Origin of the sequence: Streptomyces sp. NPDC051561 (assembly GCF_044454195.1) — a bacterium.
GTDB lineage: Bacteria > Actinomycetota > Actinomycetes > Streptomycetales > Streptomycetaceae > Streptomyces.
Map to the genome: position 1 here is coordinate 90,871 of NZ_JBITDM010000015.1, position 19,654 is coordinate 110,524.

19 protein-coding genes are annotated in these 19,654 nt (G+C 69.7%); 6 read left to right on the top strand and 13 right to left on the bottom strand.

The genetic code is table 11. From position 1 onward, the window contains the following. Positions 1-4: 4 nt before the first annotated feature. Positions 5-1,750 (top strand): GAF domain-containing protein, encoded by a 1,746-nt coding sequence (locus ACIA73_RS28285; protein WP_399441589.1) that lies wholly within the window; start codon positions 5-7, stop codon positions 1,748-1,750. A 57-nt stretch (positions 1,751-1,807) separates the two neighbouring features. Here the strand turns inward: ACIA73_RS28285 and ACIA73_RS28290 are convergent, their stop codons facing one another. Then, entirely contained in the window at positions 1,808-2,509 is a 702-nt protein-coding gene (locus tag ACIA73_RS28290) for a response regulator (protein WP_399441590.1), read from the bottom strand. 300 nt (positions 2,510-2,809) lie between these two features. Further along, on the bottom strand, positions 2,810-3,277 hold the full coding sequence (locus tag ACIA73_RS28295; RefSeq protein ID WP_399441591.1) for a MarR family winged helix-turn-helix transcriptional regulator: 468 nt from the start codon (positions 3,275-3,277) through the stop codon (positions 2,810-2,812). Between the two features lie 103 nt (positions 3,278-3,380). Here ACIA73_RS28295 and ACIA73_RS28300 point away from each other — a divergent pair, with 103 nt between their 5' ends. After that, complete coding sequence (locus ACIA73_RS28300; RefSeq protein WP_399441592.1) at positions 3,381-4,595, top strand: amidohydrolase family protein; 1,215 nt, start codon at positions 3,381-3,383, stop codon at positions 4,593-4,595. 106 nt (positions 4,596-4,701) lie between these two features. Here ACIA73_RS28300 and ACIA73_RS28305 read toward each other — a convergent pair whose 3' ends face one another. Beyond that, the gene (locus ACIA73_RS28305) at positions 4,702-5,715 is read right to left on the bottom strand and encodes an NAD-dependent epimerase/dehydratase family protein (protein ID WP_399441593.1); all 1,014 of its coding nucleotides are present in this window, start codon (positions 5,713-5,715) and stop codon (positions 4,702-4,704) included. A 1,269-nt stretch (positions 5,716-6,984) separates the two neighbouring features. Between ACIA73_RS28305 and ACIA73_RS28310 the strand changes: the two genes are divergently transcribed. After that, positions 6,985-7,344 (top strand): hypothetical protein, encoded by a 360-nt coding sequence (locus ACIA73_RS28310; protein WP_399441594.1) that lies wholly within the window; start codon positions 6,985-6,987, stop codon positions 7,342-7,344. Between the two features lie 273 nt (positions 7,345-7,617). Here the strand turns inward: ACIA73_RS28310 and ACIA73_RS28315 are convergent, their stop codons facing one another. After that, the gene (locus ACIA73_RS28315; RefSeq protein ID WP_399441595.1) at positions 7,618-8,817 is read right to left on the bottom strand and encodes a PP2C family protein-serine/threonine phosphatase; all 1,200 of its coding nucleotides are present in this window, start codon (positions 8,815-8,817) and stop codon (positions 7,618-7,620) included. Positions 8,818-9,149: 332 nt separating this feature from the next. Between ACIA73_RS28315 and ACIA73_RS28320 the strand changes: the two genes are divergently transcribed. After that, a complete protein-coding gene (locus tag ACIA73_RS28320) occupies positions 9,150-9,950 on the top strand; it encodes a maleylpyruvate isomerase family mycothiol-dependent enzyme (protein WP_399441596.1) in 801 nt (266 codons plus the stop codon). A gap of 171 nt (positions 9,951-10,121) precedes the next feature. On the opposite strand, the gene ACIA73_RS28325 is transcribed toward ACIA73_RS28320, so the two are convergent. The 3 genes from ACIA73_RS28325 to ACIA73_RS28335 form a co-directional block, all read right to left on the bottom strand. Then, positions 10,122-10,397 carry a hypothetical protein gene (locus ACIA73_RS28325; protein WP_399441597.1) on the bottom strand — a complete coding sequence of 92 codons (276 nt, stop codon included), beginning with the start codon at positions 10,395-10,397 and terminating at the stop codon, positions 10,122-10,124. A 760-nt stretch (positions 10,398-11,157) separates the two neighbouring features. Continuing rightward, complete coding sequence (locus tag ACIA73_RS28330) at positions 11,158-11,769, bottom strand: GPP34 family phosphoprotein (RefSeq protein WP_399441598.1); 612 nt, start codon at positions 11,767-11,769, stop codon at positions 11,158-11,160. A gap of 86 nt (positions 11,770-11,855) precedes the next feature. Continuing rightward, positions 11,856-11,984, bottom strand: coding sequence for a hypothetical protein (locus ACIA73_RS28335; protein WP_399441600.1), 129 nt, complete (start codon positions 11,982-11,984; stop codon positions 11,856-11,858). On the opposite strand from ACIA73_RS28335, the gene ACIA73_RS28340 reads away from it, so the two are divergent. Further along, on the top strand, positions 11,983-12,570 hold the full coding sequence (locus ACIA73_RS28340; RefSeq protein ID WP_399441601.1) for a hypothetical protein: 588 nt from the start codon (positions 11,983-11,985) through the stop codon (positions 12,568-12,570). The genes ACIA73_RS28335 and ACIA73_RS28340 overlap by 2 nt on opposite strands. A 47-nt stretch (positions 12,571-12,617) precedes the next feature. On the opposite strand, the gene ACIA73_RS28345 is transcribed toward ACIA73_RS28340, so the two are convergent. Further along, on the bottom strand, positions 12,618-12,869 hold the full coding sequence (locus tag ACIA73_RS28345; protein ID WP_399441697.1) for a DUF5133 domain-containing protein: 252 nt from the start codon (positions 12,867-12,869) through the stop codon (positions 12,618-12,620). Positions 12,870-13,170: 301 nt separating this feature from the next. Between ACIA73_RS28345 and ACIA73_RS28350 the strand changes: the two genes are divergently transcribed. Continuing rightward, positions 13,171-13,545: a hypothetical protein gene (locus ACIA73_RS28350; RefSeq protein ID WP_399441602.1), complete on the top strand. Its 375-nt coding sequence runs from the start codon at positions 13,171-13,173 to the stop codon at positions 13,543-13,545. Positions 13,546-14,175: 630 nt separating this feature from the next. Here the strand turns inward: ACIA73_RS28350 and secD are convergent. The 5 genes from secD to ACIA73_RS28375 form a co-directional block, all read right to left on the bottom strand. Further along, on the bottom strand, positions 14,176-16,518 hold the full coding sequence (gene secD, locus ACIA73_RS28355) for a protein translocase subunit SecD (protein ID WP_399441604.1): 2,343 nt from the start codon (positions 16,516-16,518) through the stop codon (positions 14,176-14,178). A 62-nt stretch (positions 16,519-16,580) separates the two neighbouring features. Continuing rightward, entirely contained in the window at positions 16,581-16,979 is a 399-nt protein-coding gene (locus tag ACIA73_RS28360; protein WP_399441605.1) for a hypothetical protein, read from the bottom strand. A 229-nt stretch (positions 16,980-17,208) separates the two neighbouring features. Then, entirely contained in the window at positions 17,209-17,811 is a 603-nt protein-coding gene (locus ACIA73_RS28365; RefSeq protein ID WP_399441699.1) for a GNAT family N-acetyltransferase, read from the bottom strand. A gap of 84 nt (positions 17,812-17,895) precedes the next feature. Then, positions 17,896-18,342: a hypothetical protein gene (locus ACIA73_RS28370; protein WP_399441606.1), complete on the bottom strand. Its 447-nt coding sequence runs from the start codon at positions 18,340-18,342 to the stop codon at positions 17,896-17,898. A 303-nt stretch (positions 18,343-18,645) separates the two neighbouring features. Further along, a complete protein-coding gene (locus tag ACIA73_RS28375) occupies positions 18,646-19,512 on the bottom strand; it encodes a helix-turn-helix transcriptional regulator (protein ID WP_399441607.1) in 867 nt (288 codons plus the stop codon). Positions 19,513-19,654 lie beyond the last annotated feature (142 nt).

The window sequence follows — 19,654 nt, forward strand, 5'->3', positions numbered from 1 at the left end:
ATACATGGGCGGGGACGCACGCGGCGGTTCGGAGGAGCACGTGCCCAAGCTGCGGCTCGATGAACTGCTGGGCGAGCTTCAGGTGCGCATCGACGCGGTCCGGGGCACCAGGGACCGACTGCACGGACTGCTGGAGGCCGTCCTGTCGGTAGGACGGGAACTCGACCTGCCACAGGTGCTGCGCAGCATCGTCGAGGCCGCGGTGGTGCTGGTGGACGCCGAGTACGGGGCGCTGGGCATCATCAGTGACGACCAGACCCTGTCCGAGTTCCTGACCGTCGGCGTCGACGAAGCGGAGCAGTCGGAGATCGGGTCCTCGCCCAGCGGGCACGGACTCCTCGGGGAGCTGATCCGGCACCCGGAGCCACTGCGGCTGGCAGACCTGTCGGTGCATCCGGCGTCGTCCGGCTTCCCGGCGCACCACCCGCCGATGAACTCCTTCCTCGGCGTCCCCATCCGGGTACGCGACGAGGTGTTCGGAAACCTCTACCTCACCGAGAAGCGCAGCGGCAGGACCTTCGACGCCGAGGACGAGTCCGTTCTGTCGACGCTGGCGGTGGCCGCCGGAGTGGCCATCGAGAACGCGCGGCTGTACGAGGAGACCAGGCTGCGCGAGCGCTGGCAGCGGGCCAGCGGAACGGTCACCAGCATGCTTCTGACCGGTGCGCCGAGCGCGGACGTGATGGAACTGATCGTCGACGAGGCCCGGAAGATCGTCTCCGCCGACATGGGGCTGATCGCGGAAGGTGTGCCGGGCGAGGAAACCTTGCGGCCGGCCCTGGCGGTCGGCCTGGGCAGAGAGCAACGCAACGGCCTGGTGCTGCCCACCGGAGACGGATTTGTCGGAGCGGCACTCGGCGCCGCGGAGCCGGTGGTCAGCGCTGACATCGAGCACGATTCCCGCCCGGGCGAAGGCGAGGCCCACTGGACGGGACTCGGGCCCGTGGTCGCGGTGCCGCTCAGTGCCGGCGGCAAGCCCCGCGGGGTTCTGCTGCTGGGGCGTGTGGCGGGCGGTAAACCCTTCGGTGACGTGGACACCAGGCCGCTGCTCGGTTTCGCCGACCAGGCGGCACTGGCACTGGAACTGGCGGAGCGCAGGCGGGACACGGATCAGATCACCCTGCTCCAGGACCGGGATCGCATCGCCCGTGACCTCCACGACCTGGCCATCCAGCGCCTCTTCGCGGCCGGTATGACCCTGCAGAGCACCCAGCGCTTCATGGAGCACCCCGAGGGCTCGAAACGACTGACGAGGACCGTCGACGACCTCGACGACACCATCAGGATCATTCGGTCCACGATCTTCGGGCTGCGCACCCACGGCGGCGGCGGGCGGGAGAGCGAGGGCTTGCGCGCCCGGGTGTCCGCAGTGACGGGGGCACCCGCCGCGTCGCTCGGATTCCAGCCCGCGCTGCGCATCGAGGGGCTCGTCGAGACCGACGTCCCCGGGGACATGGCCGATCATGTGGTCGCGGTGCTCGGCGAGGCACTCAGTAACGTGGTCCGCCACTCCGGAGCACAGGCGGTGGACGTCCGGCTTCAGTGCGCCGGGGGTGACCTGACGCTCACGGTGACGGACGACGGCTGCGGAGTGCCGGACGACGTCGCGCGCAGCGGCCTGAGGAACATCGAAGAGCGGGCCGTCACCCTCGGTGGAACGCTGGCGCTCGGCGAGCGGCCGGCGGGCGGCGGCACGCGGTTGGTGTGGCGGGTTCCCGTGGGTGCGGACGGCGCTGCGCCCGGCGGCTGAGCGCGCATGCGCCCGGCCCCGCGGCGGGCCGGGGTAATGAGAGGAGCCGGAAGGGACTCATCGTGCCGAGGGGTCGGCGGGACGGCGCTGTTCGAGGTGGGTGGCCAGGACCGCCGCCTGGACGCGGCGCTGGACGCCGAGCTTGGCCAGCAGCCGGGAGATGTGATTCTTCACCGTCTTTTCCGACAGAAAGAGCTTCTTGCCGATCTCACGGTTGGTGAGCCCCTCCCCGATCAGCGCGAGAATGTCCCGCTCACGCGGTGACAGACCCTCAAGTTCGGGTGCGAGAGCAGGTCCCGAGGCGGGGCCCGCGCGCAGGGAGCGCATCAGCCTGGCCGTCGTCGCCGGATCGAGCAGCGACTGGCCGGAAGCGACCGTGCGGACCGCCGCGATCAGATCGGAGCCCCTCAGTTGCTTGAGAACATAGCCCGCCGCCCCGGCCATGATCGCGTCGAGCAGGGCCTCCTCGTCGTCGAACGACGTGAGCATCAGACAGGCCAGCTCCGGCATCCGACTGCGCAGCTCCCGGCACACACTTATCCCGTCGCCGTCCGGCAGACGTACGTCGAGAACGGCGACGTCCGGGCGTAACGCCGGCCCGCGCACCAGCGCCTGCTCGGCGCTGCCCGCATCTCCCACCACGGATATGTCCGGCTCGGAGTCCAGCAGGTCCGTGAGACCGAGCCGCACGACCTCATGGTCATCCAGCAGGAACACTCGGATCGGATCCTGCTCCGTGAAAACGCGCGCCCCGGCCATGACGACCCCTCATTCACTGGTGCCTACGGACCACATGCCGCCTCTGGTGACGACCCTCGCCCTTCTCGACCGTACGCACCAGTGCCGACCGGGCCCCTCCTCACGCCAAGAGGCCAAGAGGCGAAGAGATGCGAGCAGAAACGACACAAGGCCCGCCCGGCCTCTGCGCCGGGGCGAGCCCCGCTACCAGCCTTGATGAAGAAGAAGGATCCACAGGTGGAGATGACCCGGCTGGGACTGGCCGTGCCAGCCGACTTCACCCGGCCCCTGATCATGATTCGGCGTCGGGACGCTGCTGGGTCAGTCGCGGCTTGCGGGCTGTCTCCTGGACCAGGCGGTGGCGTCAGCTCCGTAACGAGCCAGGAGACGTGCGAACTGGATCTGCTCCGCCGTCGACCAGGCAACCGTGATCTCCTGGAACGCCTTTCGCTGTTCAGCGGCGAAGCGGTTGCGTTCGGCTTCGCCGTGCTCGGTGAGTTCGAGCACGGTGCGACGTCCGTCGGCCTGGGACGCCGCCCGGCGCAGCAGCCCTTCCTCTATGCAGGCGGCTACGGTCCGGCTGGCGACCGGCTGGGCGACGCCCATCTCGGAGGCGAGGCCCCCGACGGTCATCTCACCCGGCGCATCGGCGATCACATTGAGCACGAGGTTGCGGGAGAGATCCTTGCCGGAGGCCGGTGCGCGCCGTCGCAGACGTGACAGTGCCGGGCCGATCTGGTCCAGCGCCAGGTCGTCGGACGGCTGCTCGGAGTAAGACGCGCTGCTCATGCGACTGAGTCTAGGCCCAGCCCGCCCATTTGCATACCAACACATAAGTGCATAGCTTTAGGTATGTAAATGCTGGACGAGCGACAATCCGAGGCGGACCGATATGGCACTCACCGCGATCACCAACGCGCAGATCTTCGACGGAGAGAAGGCGGTAGGCACGCAGACCGTCGTCATCGACGGCGGGAGGATCGCCCGTGTCGGGGGCGACGCTCCTCAGGGCAGCGAGATCGTCGACGGCAGCGGCGCCACCCTGCTGCCAGGACTCATCGACGCCCACGTTCACTCCGCTCCCGGCTCCCTGGCGCTCGCCCTGCGGTTCGGGGTGACGACCGAACTGGAGATGCAGGGCATGAACACCCGGGAGAACCGGGGCCTCATCACCGACGACGACACCGTGGCTGACGTGCGCTCCTCCGGCTTCGCCATCACCCCGCCGGGTGGGCACCCGAGCGAGCTGATGCCGGAGGGGTTCCGGCCGAAGTGGGAGCTTCCCCCGGTGATGCCCCTGATGCCGTTCTCCACCACGCCCGAGGAAGCGGCCGCCTTCGTGCCCCAACTGCTCGGCCGTGGCTCCGACTTCATCAAGTTCATGATCGACGACGGCAGCGTGGAGGGGCACCCCGGGCTGCCCGCGCTCGACCAGGCCACCGTGAACGCCGGTGTGGCCGAAGCCAAGAAGTACGGTGCCCTCACCGTGGCCCACGCGCTGACCGTGGACGCCACCAGGATGGCCGCCGAAGCCGGCATCGACGGCCTCACGCACGTATTCATGGACCAGCCGCACACCGCCGAAATCATCAGCGTCATCAAGGACGCGGGCATGTTCGTCATCCCCTGCATCACGCTCAACGCCTCGATGATGGGCATCACCGGCAGCAACCTCGCCGACGACCCCCGGGTCGCCGCACGCCTCGACAGCAAGTGGGACCAGACCCTGCGCTCCAGCTACAACCGCTACCCGCAGGGCAAGCTCGACGACGTGTACGAGACCGTACGGGCTCTGGACGCCGCCGGCGTCGACGTACTGGCCGGCACCGACGTGTCCATGCCCGAGACGTTCTTCGGCGGCCTGGCACACGGAGCGAGCCTGCACCACGAACTGCAGTACCTCGTGGCGGCCGGCCTCACGCCCGCACGGGCCCTGCGCGCCGCCACCGCGACCACAGCCCGCCGCTTCCGCCTCAGCGACCGGGGCCGCATCGCCGAGGGCCTCCGCGCCGACCTCCTGCTCGTCGACGGCGACCCGCTCAGCGACATCAGCGACACCCTCAACACCCGCGCCATCTGGCGCCGCGGCACCCGCCGGGCGGCATGAGCGCGGCACTGCCCACGCCACACCCCTGCGGCGAGCCCGAAGACGGAGCGCAAGCGGCTGCTGACGGCCCCGCCACTCGTAAGCCGGCGGGGCCCCTCACCCCAGGTCAGATCCGGGCGTCCCATGCGGCCAGCACCGCGTCGTGCTTGTCCTTCTCCAGGCCGACGGGCACTTGGCCCTGGAGGTACTTCGGCTGCGGGTAGCCCTCGTCATTGAGCGCCCGCCATGTATCGGCGACGGTCTCGGCGACCGGGCGGCAGCGCATCCCGGCGGCCAGGGCCTTTGCCGAGGAAGCCGTCCAGGTACCGGCAACCTCCGGAATGTCCGGGGCCCACAGCGGCACCTCGGTCCAGGGCTGCACCCCCTGCTCCTGCAAGAACTGCTCGTCCGCCCACACCAGTTCGGTCCGAGCCCCGGTGGCCCGGACGCAAGCGTGCAGCAGCTCGCCCATGGTGGTGTTCCCGGGCGCCCCGGTGGTCAGATAGCGTCCGCCGCCGCCCAGGGCGAGCCGGTCGAGCAGGAAGGCGGCGATGTCACGGGCGTCGACCAGCTGCATCGCCCGGTCGGGGGATCCAGGTGCCAGCACCCGCCCTCCGCGCGCGACGGTCTCCAGCCACCACGGCAGTCGGCCGACGTTCTCACCGGGCCCGACGATGATCCCGGGGTTGACGATCAGCGCCTGCCCGGGGAAGCCCTCCTCAACGGCCCGCTCGCAGCCCGCCTTGAGCGCGTTGTACGGCACGTCATCGGGCGAGGCGTCCACGGCACACGCGTGCAGGGGGAAGGACTCGTCGACTCCCTTGGCGGGCCAGTCGGCATAGGCGTGGAACGACGAAACGAACGCATAGGCGTCGGCATGTCCGATGAGCGCCTGGACCGAGCGCCGTACGGTCCGCGGCTCGAATCCGCAGGTGTCGATCACCCAGTCCCAGCTGCGCCCTTCCACGAGTGCCCGCAGCGCGTCCTCGTCCTCACAGTCACCGACGACCGCCTCCACCCCGGCGGGCCTCGGCCCCGACCGCCCGCGGTTGAACAACGTCACCTCGTGCTTGCGCCGCAGCGCCTCGTCGACGAGCGCCCGGCCCAGGAAGACGCTCCCACCGATAAAAAGGATCTTCACGACGGCGATGCTTTCATTGCGCAAGCAACCTGCCAAGGGCTTGAGTTGTTCGCGCCCCTCACCCTGGTAACGGGTGAAACGAACTTGCTGTGGCTGGTGTGCTCACGACGCCCGAGCCGTCCTGGACGGCCCCGCCACCAGGCTGAGCCCGCAAGCCCTTCACCGAGGGTGCGCAGGAAGTTCTGAGTGGCGCCGCTCAGGTCGGCGGCCCGGCCCACGGTGCAGGCGGGGTAGTCCTCGCCCTCAAGCCTGTTGCACGAGTCATCTGCTGTCGCTTGCACCTCTCCGTGGAAACGCTCCGAAACGCGCTGGAGGGGCCCGGGTGCCATGTGGCACCCGGGCCCCGAAGGAACTGCTACACCATCTGCCGACCCTGATACTGCGCCGGCCTTCTTGTTCCACACTCACTCGGGGTGAACCGGAGTGGGTGCGGGGATCGCGGTTGCTTGACCGGAGACCACCTCGCTGTCGATGTCCTGCGGTACCCGGACTCGGACTGCTGTCCGGGCGATCCTGATGGCGCTCAACTCCTCCGTTCTTTCCTCGTGATCAACTGCCTACCTGCGGGGGAATGCGTACTGCTGGTGATACGTACTACCGGCGACCTGTACGAGCGTCGCTCTTCGGCAGCCAGCCCCGTCACCCGTCCTGCACCTGCGCCGGCTTGGAACCCCACTGCCGAACTTCCCGGTGCGTGCGTCCGCAGCCGACGCCTTCACCGAGGTGATGCACTGACTTCGCTGCTGGGTACTGCGCACTGCACTTGAACCGCGGTACGGCTCACGGCGGCCCCTGATCACTGCGGGCCACCCGGTCCGGCCGTCAGTCCCGTCGCCGACCTGCAAAAACCTGGCTTCGAAACTCCACCGCCGCACCGTCATGCGTACTGCAACTGCGGTACTGCTGCCCGGCAGTTCGTCTCTGCCAGGCCCTACTGTCTCTCTGGGTTACGAGAGAAACCATAACCACGCCACAACCCAATGTCTACTCCAGCCACGATAGATTTTCGACTGCCCGGGGCGGAGGCAACCTGCCGCCCAGATCGGAGAGCTGCGCACGGGGGGCGGTCGTCCTTTGAGGCCTGCCCGGCGACCACCCCTGGAAGCCGCATCGAACCTGACGAAGCGCCACCGGCGTACGACCGACCCCGTCACGGGGGGGCGGCGAGCCCTCAGAGGTGGACCGAACGGAGTCACTCGCGCACCACTGCCGAAGCAGAAGCAGTCGACAGCAGAAGCAGTCGACTGACCGGCGAATATAATCAGCCCCATGTCGAAGCCTGACGAGCTGCTCGTGAACGTCGCCGCCCTGGTGGAATCCGGGCAGAGCAACCAGATGTCCCTGACCGTGGTCACCGGTGGTGCGGTCATTACCGGGCGGCTGGCCCCCGAAGCAGTGTGGAGGCGGCGGGTGTCGGACGTACTCACCGACTCTGACCAGCTGGGCGAGTTCTCCACCGTCTTCAACGACCCCGTAAAGGTCGACGGCCTTCCGACGCATCTGCACTTCCATGTCGCCCGGATCCTTCAGGGCACAGTGGGGATCCCGGAAACCGGCGGGATGTACCGGGTCGCCATCGAGGACATCAGCGCCTGGACGGTCGGCGACTTCAGCTACTCCGACCGCTGAACACCCTCGGAGTCGGGGGGACTCCGCTCCAGCTTCGCGTGCCACGCTCAACAGCCGCAGCCCTTCACCTACTTGGAGACTTGGCGGGCCACGGCGTCACCGGTCTCGACGTAGGCCGGTGAAACGTCGAAGACCTCGCCCCTCAAAGAGTTCGCTCCACCGCCATGGCCAACGGAGCCGACAGCACGACGACCCCACACCCACGCGTTGTGGCACTGCTGGGCGGGGCTGGTACTGGCGGCGGCCCGGCGGGGAGAGAGCCCTGTCGCCTTGTCACCCTGCCGAGGCGCGCGGGCCGTGCCATTCGCAGAACAGAACGGTGGCGTCGTCTTCCAGGCGCCCCTGGTGGTAGTCCATGACCGCGTGCATGAGACGGCGCAGCGTCTCGTCGACGGGCAGGTTGTCGGCGTGGTGGCGAATGATGAAGTCGGTGAAGCGTTCCACGCCGAACTCACGGCCGTCGGTGTCACGGGCTTCGGTGATCCCGTCGGTGAACAGCAGCAGCCGGTCGCCGGGCTCCAGCTGCTCGGTGCTCTGCGTGATCGGCAGGTTGAGACCGCTGCCCATCGGCCCGGCCGGCGGGCAGTGCAGCGTACTGGCCCAGCGGCCACCACGGATCAGTACCGGCAGCAGGTGGCCACGGTTGACCCAGCTGAACTTGCCGGTGTCGAGCTCCAGGTCGGCGAGAATGCCGGTGGCGTATCGGCTGTGCCCGAACTGCCCTATCAGGGTGTCCTCGATGGCCGCACTGGCGCCGGGGATGGTGGCGCCGACGCGGCGGTGGCTGCGGCAGGTCGCCATCGCCAGGGCCGCGGTCAGACCGGCGGAGGTGTCGTGGCCCATGGCGTCGAAGACGGCCAAATGCAGGACGTCCTCGGCCACCGCGTACTCGAAGGCGTCCCCTGCCACCTCGTAGGCCGGTTCCATGAAGGCGCTGACCGTGACCCGCCGGTCGGAGAACGTCCGCGGTGGCATCATGCTCCACTGCAGTTCCGCCGGTATCCCCATCGGCCGGATGCGGGTCAGCCGGGCGTGGGAGTCGCTGTTGGCCCGCTTGGAGGCCAGCAGGAGCCCGGCCATCGACGCCAGCGCCCGCACCATTTCCTCATCAGGACTGCCCCCGTCCTCCTCGCCGGGCTCGACGTGCAGCACCCCCAGGCGTTCGGAGCCGTCGCGCACCGGCACCCAGCACGCCCCGCCGCGGGCCGGCGCCGTGACCTCGGCTGTCTGGTAGGTACGGCCCGCCAGCGTGCCCTCGATCGGATACTCCTCGCCGCCCTTGCCGGCGCTCAGTCCGAGGCCGGTGACCTCGCGCAGCACCTCCTCCTGGAGATCCGCCACGAACAGCCGCGCCCCGCCCGCACCGGCCTCCTTCGCGGCGGTGTCGAGCAGGCGGGGCAACTGCTCGAACGGTGCCCTGTGGCTGGCCTCCAGCAGGCCGGTCAGCGCCCGTGCCAGACCGGGCGCCGTCACACCCGACTCCGCAACCCGGGCCCCCGCCCGTCGCAGACATGTCCCTCTTCCGTCATGATCCATCCCCACCAGCGCAGGCCCAGCAGGCCTGCGACATTCGACACGCCCGTGCGCCACCGGGAACCACAGGGCTCACGCCCCAAGAAACAACACCGGCGCGCACCCTGGCCCCTCAGCGGGGCCATCCAGGACAGCGATTCCTGCGAGTCTCCCACCCTGAGGGCGACAACCGCGAACCTCGGTCCTGCTCGTGACCACCGCACCGCGCGCCCGCCGCGTCGGCTGTGAAAATCCGCATGCGGTCGCCCGGGGCGCAGTGATAGACATCCGGCGTGCAAAACACTCTGGACTTCCCTGACCTGCTGCGACTCATCGACGAACGGTCGGTCGCTTTCCGTGCCGCGGTCGCCGCCGCCCCCAGCCTTGATGTGCAGGTGCCGACCTGCCCCGGGTGGACGCTGTTCGACCTGGTGCAGCACCTGGGTGGGGGAGACCGTTTCTGGGCCGCCATCGTCGGCGCGGGGCCGGCCGACGCTCCCCCGGCCGAGGCCGTTGCCGCGCGCGCCGCGCTGGAAGTGCCGCGGGAACGTGAGGCGCTGACGGCCTGGCTGGACGCGTCGACGCAGCTTCTGCTGAGCGCCCTGCGCGAGGCAGGGCCGGAGAGCGGTTGCTGGACGTGGTGGCCTGCGTCGCAGTCACCACAGACCTCCGGCGGTGTCGCCCGGCACCGGGTCCAGGAGACGGCGGTGCACGCGTACGACGCCCAGCTCGCCGGGCGCGCCCCGCAGCCGCTGCCGGTCGAGCTGGCACTCGACGGTGCGGAGGAGTTCCTGTTCACCGTCTGCGCGACGCCGAGTGCCTGGCCGCACAAGCCCACGGCCTTCGACTTCCACGCCGCCGAGGGCCGCTCCTGGCGCCTCACGGTCGATGGCGACGGCGCACGCGTCACCCGCATCCCCGCACCCGCTGCCGCGACCGGCGAGGACTCGGACGCAGCCGGCGCCTCCGTACACGGCACGGCCAGTGAGTTGGTCCTCTACTTGTACGACCGCATCCAGACAGACTCCTTGCACATTGACGGAGACGCAGGGCTGCTCGACCTGCTCCGCGCCTGGGAGCCGGAGGAGAAGTAGGACGTAGCGGGGATGGTCGGCCGCGCCCCAAGCCGGCAGGACACGGCTCTTCGCCAGGTTCGGCAGTCACGGCATCGAGCTCTCAGACCCGCTGGCTGGGCGGTCCCGGAAGTCATGCATTCCGGGCGCGGAACCGGCAGGGTGCTCAGGGGGTGTCGCCGGACCAGTCGCTCAGGGGGTGTCGCCGGACCAGTCCCAGCACGCCGACCCACCAGGACGTGGATCGTAGAGGGCGTGGCCCCCGGGACCGAACTGGCCGAGCTCGGTCCTCAGTGCCGCACCGTCCTTGATCTCCTCGGGTCTCCAGCCGGTGATGTCGAGCAGTAGGCCGTCAAGCGGCCCGCCCACCAGGTGGGCATAGGTATGCCCGTGCACGGGCCCCGGTCGCGGGTGGTCGTGGTCCTGGCCGTAGACGCGGCCGCGCAGCAGTTGTTCGTCTCCATCCATGCGTCCAGGGTTCCATCCGCCACTGACAACGACGCTGTCCCCGCGGCCGCCCTGGTCGGCAGTAACGCTTCCTGCTGCTTCTGCGCGGACTACAGGATGCCCTCCGTCGCGGGGAGGACGACCGGCGCCTTCTGGGCCTGCTCGCCTGTCGGAAAGGGCGGTCACGGGGCGCGCGCGCCAGGTGGTAGTACGCCCCCGGTTGCGCACCCCGGCCCCGCATCCGGCCCGGCGGCAGCGGCAGAATCACGGGCCACTCCCCGTCCAGCATGCCCGAGGGATACCGCCCAGCACGCTCCGGATGATCGGCCGCATTCCCGAACCGCTGCACGGCACAAGCACGGGACGGTGCAGCCGAGTTGAACTCCACCGGCGCGAACACGCACACCTGCGGCAACACGGTCTCCTGGATCACGGTCGGTTTCAGCAGGACGGACCACGCCGAACGCGCCGGGCTGGAACCGCCGTTCCTGTCCGAGGTACGCCAATGGCTGCCGGACAGGTCGGCCACGGCCTGGACCTGCCGACGGGGAACACAAGCTGGTCGCCAACGGGCAGCAGACCCTGATCCGCGTGACCCGGCCCACCCAGTGACGCCGCAGCCGGCCGCGCCGAAGCTACCGTCCTGGCTGACGTGGTGGCCGTGGATGAGAAACCTCGTTCGCCCCCGGCTCAGGACCCACCCGACCGGCAGGACCGCCGGCCCCGCCACGGCCCGTGCTCCTGGCAGAGGTACGCGGGCGGGCCGGGGGCCGGTCTGCGATCACGGTCCGCGCCAGATGTTGGCGAAGGCCGCGCTCTCGATGGACCTCCTCTGTCGCACCGCCTCCAACTCCATCACCGCGTCGCGGACAACGGCCACCACAGTCGTCAAGGCCTCGTCCCCGAGGTCCGCTTCACCGTCGGCCCCCTCAACGTCCACGTCCACGCCCACGGACGAGGCGAGAGCCACCAGGACGGGTTCCTGCTCGCTCCAGCGCTCGGCAGCACGGCGGCTCGCGGGTGTGTCGACCGGTGCCACGCGCGGCGAGCCGAAGAACAACCGGCCTTTTCGCTCCTGCGTCAGGTCGCCGTTTTCCTCCAGGACCGCCTGATAGGTGGCAGCGAGGTCTTGCCCACGACGCCACAACCAGTCCTCGATCCGCTCGAAGGGCGCCTGTCGTGCCAGTGCTGCCGCAGCTTCGGCCAGGACGCGATCGTCCGGCGCCGACGCTCCGTCCGGCACGATGCGGTCACCGTCCACGGCCACCGCCCCCGCACCGATGAGATCGATCAGCTCGGCCCCCGCGAGGGCGAGCGACAGGTCGCCCTGCCCGACGGAATACACCGCCCCCGGGTCCATGACGGTGATGAACAGGTCTTTCGCCGTGGTCATGAACGGCTCCCCTCGAAGACGTCGACCAGTGTGCGTCCCGGCCGGACCGGCCCATGCACGGCCCTGCGGCGGGACAACGGACACGGTCAGTATCGCCCCGCCTGTACTCCCGCGGTCCAAGTCCCGTAGCTGACATCCCACTGCTTCTTCGCCGCCTCCCTGGCTTCTCCACTGGCGTTGTGCGCCAGCATCCGGTCGGCTTGGATGGCCGCCATGCGTCCTTTTCCTCGTCCCAACACCGAGTACGGCACCCGCAGTTCGGGGATAATCCTGTCGCTCTTCGGCGGCCTGTGGTGGCTTGTCGGTTCCGCCGTCCTGGACGGCTCCGCCCGGACCGTCGCCCTGACCGCCGGAGCCGTCCTCGCCGTGACCCTGCTCGTCCTCGCAGCCGCCCGCCTCGACGGAACAGGCGGGCGCGAGGCGTACGAACGCAGCGCGCGCACCTACATGTGGAGCAACGTCGGCCAGGGAACGGGGATCGCCCTCGTCGTCGTGGTCGCGAACACCACCGGACGGCACAGCTGGATACCGGCGCTCATCGCGATCGTGGTCGGCGCACACTTCTTCCCCCTGGCCCGGCCCTTCCGCCGCCCCGAGTACCGCTGGACCGGTGCCCTGCTCATCACCGTCGGCGCGGCCGGCTGCGTCATGGCACTCTCAGGAGCCCCACAGTCCACCGTCCAAACCCTGGCCGGCCTGGGCTCCGCCACCATCCTGTGGGCCACCACCGCGTGGTACCTCGCCTCCGAAGCGCCGGCCAGGGCCACGCCAAGACCGCAAGGCGTCGACACAGGTCCCTGACAGGTGTCACGGCTGCCCTCTCCGCACACAACGCCCGACCGTACGGTTCACGCCGCCATCGGGAGGTCCTCGCGGGACGGCTCCGCCGCGGCCGGGGCGGCCGGGAGCTCTGCGCGGGCGAGCATGTGGTCCGCCGTCGCGAGGGCCTCCCGGACCTCCCTGGTTCCCGTCATCACACACAGGGTGTAGGCAAGGTCGCGCAGCTCCTCCTCAGTACCGGGGCGGGACTGCTGGGTGTGCGCGATGCGAGCGTCGGCGAACCGGGCGAGAAGGGTGCGGAGGGTCTTGGGGTCGGGCATCAGCACGATCGATTCCTTGTCGTGTGAGTGAGGATCGGAGTCCGTCGGTGCTGACTGATTGCCCCACAATTGATTTCATAATCCCCGCTAAACGTCCCTTTGTTCGGAGACCACATGACACATGTGAACCCTCTGTGAGGCCATGGTCAGCGGTACTCCGCGAGACGACAAGCAGGACCGCCGCCGCGGCGCGGGCGTTGGTCCCACAGGTGTGAGGACCTTGGTCCCGAATTCCCCCGCAACTCCCGGGAACCGCAAGGAAGGTGGTGTCCGTGCCCCTACGACAGATCTACGGAGAGTCATGAACTGGGTCGCAACGGTCAAGGACCGGCTGCGGGCTTTCGTCGAGTGTGTGAGCCGCTGGGACCGGGAACCGGTGGACGAAGCCATCCGCATCGAGTACCCGGCTCCGGGCGCGCACTGGCAGTGCGCCGACAGGTGCCTGGTGCAGTGGCAGGTCTCAGGGCCGTTGGCCTACCCGTGCCGGGTGGTGCTGGAGAGGCCGACCGACCACGGATGGGCAGCAGTGGCAGTGCTGGCCAACGCGGTCGACCCTCGCGCCCGGCAGGTCGCCGTCGCCGTCCCGGAGGTCCCCCGCGGAATGTACCGCGTACGCATCGCATCGCCGGAGCTGACCACTGCGGCGTACAGCGAGCCGCTCTCACTCTCCGATTGATCAGCACGCCACTGCCAGGAGCTGGGACGCCGAGGAGCGGCTGCTGTGGGCCCGGCGGTCGGTGTTCGCCAGGACCTTCGGCCTGAAGGCCGCCGAACGAGTTCGCGCGGGCGGCGAGTTGGCCGCGTCGGAGATCGTCGAGCACCTCATCGCGCTCGCCGACAGGTCCGTCGTGCTGCGCGTCGACGAGTCCCGCGCCGGCACTCGGACGGTGCCGGCGCGCCCTGGAGATCCTCGACCACGGCCGCGAGGAACGCAGCCTGCGCGGGAACCCGACCTGCCGCGCATCGGCAGCCCCACAACCGGCTGTAGCGCGAACGAGGGGCGGACTTCGATGAGGCGCGTTCTGTTCGCGCCGCCGAACTCCCGGCAGGCTCCAGGAGTTCGGCGGCGCGGGCGCCCGGTCAGCGCGACCGGGGGCGGGCCGGCCCGCAGGCAGGGTAGGGGTAGGCAGCCCGTGTGTCCCACCGCCCGGCTCGGATCAGCATCGCCGGGATCGACATGCGCCTCCTGATCGTCCGTACGACCGCGGATTGTCGTTGGTTGGCCTCACATCCGGAGTTGCTGACGCCGTGAGTCGCACTGGGGATGCGCGCGTCCTCCCTGCGGACATCCGCCATCCGCGTGCCCTCACACCACGGCGCCCGAACCGCGCGCCCGCTCGCGCCGCTCCAGCGGACTGCCCGCCGCGCTGTTCTCGCTGCGCTTGGGACGTGTCGGTGGCGCCGGACGGCTGCCCTCCAGCTGTACGGCGATCGGCACGGCGGTGAACACCGTGGATGCCATACCGATCACCACGCCGCCGATCAGCGCCACGGAGAAGTCCGCGAGCGAGTCACCGCCGAGCACGGCCAGGGCTGCCAGGATGAACAGCGCGCCCATACCGGTGTTGACGGTGCGCGGCAGCGTCTGGATGACGGCCTTGTTCGCGGTGGTTTCCAGGTCCGCCGCCGGATTGCGGCGGCGCTCCTCGCGCACCCGGTCGAAGACGACGACGGTGTCATTGACGGAGTACCCAATGACCGTGAGCAGGGCGGCCAGGAAGACGCTGTCGACGGGCCTGCCGAGCCAGGCGAACAGGCCCACCACAAGCAACACGTCGTGCACCATGGCCGACACCGCCGCGACGGCGAACGTCCACCGGAACCGCACGCTGAGGTAGATCAGCTGGGTCGCGACGGCGATACCGAGCGCGATCAGCGCGTGCCGGCGCAGCTCGGCGCCGAGGCTCGGGCCGATCAGCTCGTCCCGCTCGACGGTGACCTCGCCGCCCTCCCTCGCCAGCGCCTCTCTGATCGTGTCCTGCTGGTCGTTGCTCAGCTCACCGGTGCGTACGGAGATGTCCCCGTCCCCCGACTCCTGCACCACCGCGCGCGGGAACCCGGCGTCCGTGACCGCCGTGCGTGCCGCGTCCACGTCCACGGGCCTGCTGGTGCTGTACTCCACCAGGCGTCCGCCGGTGAACTCCACCCCGAACTCCAGCCCGCGCAGGCCGATTCCGGTGGCGGCGACCACGATCAACAGCGCGCTGACGCCGAGCCAGCGGCGCCGGTGGTGCACCAGGCGGGGTTTGCGGCGCGCGAGCCAGACACGTACCCGGCCGTCGGAGGTGATCCCGGTCAGGCCGGGCCGGGCCCGCACGTAGCGGCGCCGGATCGCGAAGTCGGCGAGGACCCGGGTGATCACCAGGGCCGAGATCATGGAGACGAGGACACCGATGGAGAGCGTGACGCCGAAGCCCTTGACGGGTCCGGTGGCGAAGAAGAAGAGCAGCCCGGACGCGAGCAGCGTGGTCACGTTCGAGTCGACGACCGCGCTCCAGGCCTTGCCGAAGCCGACGCTCAGCGGCTTGTCGAGGTGTGCTGGGGCCGACTTCAGGGCGCGGAGCCCCAGATGTTCCTCGCGGGCACGCTCGAAGACCAGCACGTTCGCGTCCACCGCCATGCCGATCGCCAGGACAAAACCGGCGAGTCCGGGCAGTGTCAGGGTCGCGCCCAGGGCGACCAGAGCGGCGTAGGAGATCAGCCCGTACAACGCGAGCGCGAGGGTGGCCAGGGCACCGAGCAGCCGGTAGACGACGATGATGAACAGCCCCGTCAGGGCGAGCCCGATGATCGCGGCCTGGGCACTGGCGGCGATGGCGTCGGCGCCGAGCGTGGGGCCGACGGTACGCTGCTCCAGGACCTCCACGGGCACCGGCAGCGCACCGCCCTTGACGAGCGCGGCCAGATCGCGGGCCTCCTCCCGGCCGAAGCCGCCGGTGATCTGCGTGGAGCCGCCGGAAATGCCGACCTTGCACGCCACATCCGCGTTGACGCCGGGCGCCGAGAGGACCTTGCCGTCCAGGACGATGGCGACGCGACGCTCCGGGGCGCCCTGCGGGGCGCAGGCCGCCGCCCCGGTGACCCGTGCCCAGTCCTTGCCCGCCGGCTCGCGGAAGGCGAGGTTGACCATCCAGCCCGACATGTTCTGCTGGTCGAGCACTGCGTCGGCGTCCTTGATGCCGTCACCGGTGAGGGCGGTGGGCCCGAGTTCGAGAAACGCCCCCTTCTGGTCGGGGTCGGCCAGGGTGCGCGAGCCGTCCCTGGCCGGCTTCCCCTTGTTCTCGTCCTGCTTGTCCGTCGCGCCCTGCACCGGGTGGACGGTCAACTGCGCGGTGCGGCCGATGACTTCGGCGGCCTCGCGCGGGTCCTGTACGCCGGGCAGCTCGACGAAGATCCGCCGCTCTCCGGACCGGTACAGGCTCGGCTCGGACACGCCGAGCGCGTCGACCCGCTGGCGGAGCACCTCCAGGGCCCGCTGGGTCGATTCGGCATTGGCCCTGACCATGGGTGAGTCCTTGGACTCCAGGACGATCTGGGTGCCGCCGCGCAGGTCTAGGCCGAGGCGGGCGGACTGAGTGAGAGCGAAGAAGAGCGAGGCGGCGATCACACCTAGGGCGATGATCGCCCGCCACATGGGCGCGCGGGACATGAGTTCTCCACGAAGGGCAGGCAGACGGAGTCGACGTCTGCCCCGGGCGCGGAGGCGAACGGTCAGGCGTCGATGGGGACTTCGGTACTCCGTCGGGACGGCGGGCCGCGTGGGCGATACGCGTGGACGCCCCGGCTCGCCACTGCAGCCGCGACCGCCACGGCGGGACCGCCGACAGCGCGATGCGTGACCGCGTCCTCAGCACCAGGGCCCAGAAAAGGGTGGAACGGGTACGGCACGGCGTCGGCGTGGACGAGTACGGAGCGCGCCACGGTGACAGGCCGCTGCGCGTCCGCTGACACGGCCGCCTGCACGGTCGCCGCCGCGGCCATGCCCGTCGAATTGGAGCGGTGTGCCGACGCCGACTTGGCCTGCACCGGCAGGAAAAGGGCCAGTACGGCGAGTAGCGCGGAGAGCACGACGGCGGCCGGGCGCGTCAGGTGTGCGCGATGCTGCTGCACTCCTACGTCCCCCCGGCCAAGTCGTCGTACGGAATCAGCAGTTGACACCGCGAAGCGACGGCTCCGCTCGTGCGGGCCGTCAGTGGCATGAACGCGGTCGGGCGCGCTGAGGTTCCCGGCCCACCGCAGGAAGGATGGTGGCGGCGGAGTGCGCCGGAAAGGACGAGGGCGACGAGGTGGCCCGAAAGCGGCCCTCACCGAGGGTGAACCCGTCAGGCTCTCCAGGCTCTCAGCGCACGTTCCTACGCATGCACCATGTGCGGGGACCTTCGCCGGGGAGCTGGACGTCGGCAGTGACCTCGAAGCCGAGACGCTCGTAGAACCGCACATTCAGCTCACTGGAGGTCTCCAGGAACGCCGGATACCCCGCGCGCTCGGCCTCCTGGACACCGGGGATCAGCACCGCACTGCCGAGACCCTTCCCTTGGGCCTCGGGAGCGGTTCCCACAGTTTCGAGGAACCATCCGGGCTCCTTGGGCCGGTACGGAGTGACGGCTGCCTCCGCAGCCGCGAAAGCGTTGGCCCGGTCGCCGCTGAGTTCGCCGAGGATCGGTCCGAGCTCGGCGAGGGCGGCCGAGGGATCTTGGCCGGGAACGGCCCAGACAGCCACAGCGCGACCTCCGTCGGCGACCCAGACCCGGCCGTACACCATGCCGATGCGAGTCAGGCACAACTCCTGGTAACGCCGGATCCGGTCCTCGTGACCATCCGCGGCGATCACGTGCCGGGTGAAGGGGTAGTCGGCGAAGGCCCGGGCAAGGGTGTCGGACGCGGTGGGGACGTCGGCGTCGGTGAGGGGACGTACGGAAGGGACGTTCTGGCTCTGCTGCATGGTCACAAAACAATCTTGAAGGCAGGCCATTCCTTCGGCAACGCGTTTGGCCGAGCACCAGCTCGGGCGATGTTTCTCCTACGGCTACGGGGCATCGAGTTCGTTGAGGATCTCGACGTAGTAGTGGCGCCGCTCGGCCAGGTATGCGGTGACTGCTCCCTCAGAGGGCTGGGAGATCTCCTGGAGGCGCTCCAGGAGATTGCTCCGCTGCGGGTGGTCGCAGGCGTTGACGTACTCGATCGTGCGGGAGGTCCCGGCGGCGAACAGCAGGGTGTGCGGCTGGAAACCGCACCAGGTGTCGAAGCTTCTGGCGACTGCCTCCCAGAGGAACCAGATGTCCTGAACTCGGCGGTGCCCTGCGACCAGTAGGGCAGCGATCTCGATGCTGTGGCTGAAACCCCAGGCATGCCCGTGCCATCGCGTCTCTTGAGAGAGCAAGAACCGTGCGAAGCCGACATCGACGAGTCCAGGAAGGCGGATCAGGTCGTCGAGGAGCTGCTGACGGTCCTTCCACCTCAGATCGATGGGCAAGCCATCGGCGTCATGCCGCCCTTCGAACTCCAGGAGCTCCCAGAGATCAGGGTCGTCCAGCCACCAGGCAAGTTCGGGAACGCGGCTCGGGTCATCCTGCTCCCGGGCCCTCATGCCGGCATGTCGCTTTCGGTTTCCCCAGTGGTGGCTGCCGGATGGCGCTGCGCGTTCTCGATTTTGTCTTCCGGGTGGGCGACGGGGCGGCCGATGAGGCGCCCGGAGGCGACGGCGCGGGCGTGGGTGGCGCTCTTCGTGGCTCCGCAGGGGCCGGGCACCCTGCCAAGAAGCTCTGGTGGCATTTCCTCAGCTCTCGTCGAAGTCGGCCGCAGTGGCGAACTGCTGGGTGCCGATGACCCGGAGAAGGGCGAGGTGGTCACTGCTGTCGCTGCCGGGGGGCGGGGTGTAGAGGACGAGGCGGTGGTCGCCCTCGGGAGCCAGCAGCACCTGGCAGTCGAGATCGATGAAGCCCAGTACGTCGTGGAGGACGCGCATCCGGGTGTGCCTGCGCACCGCGACCTCGTGGAGTTCCCACAGCGTGCGGAACTCCTCGCTGGCCGCGCGCAGGCGCTCCAGGAGCCGGGCCGCCGCGATGTCGGTGCCGCGCCGGGCCACCGCGGCCCGCAGATCGGCGACGTGCAGGCGGCTGTAGTGATCGTGCTCCTCGGGTGGGTAGGCGGCCCGGACGGAGGGTTGGGTGAACCAGCGCCAGACGACGTTGCGGCCGTGTTCGGAGACGGTGCACACTCCGCTGAACAGGGCCTCGGCGATGGCGTTCTGGGCAAGGACGTCACCGAGATCGCTCACCACCTGTGCCGGTGTGGTGGGCAACTGGTCGAGCAGGTGCAGCAGCCCGGGGGCTACGTGGCCGGTGTCGGTGTGCGCGGCGGGCGGCGCGTGGCCCGCCAGCAGATGGAGGTGGTCCCGCTCGTCCGTGGTCAGACGCAGCGCGCGGGCGAGCGCGGCCAGCATGGACGTGGAGGGCTGTGGCCCACGTGCCTGCTCCAGGCGGATGTAGTAGTCGGCCGACATCCCGGCCAGTTGGGCAACTTCCTCACGCCGCAACCCTGGTGTCCGGCGCCGGGGGCCGGACACCAGCCCCACGTCGTGCGGGCGGACCCGGTCTCTTTGGCGACGCAGGAAGTCGGCGAGGTCAGGGCGGTTGATCAACATGACAGTCATCCTGCACGATCCGGCCGCGGCCGAACCAGGGACCGGCGATCCCAGGGTCAGCAGGTCTCTGCCAACGCTGGTCGTACGGCGGCAGGGTGGTGGTCACCGCAGGGCAGGAACATCCGGCCTCGCGGTGAACCAC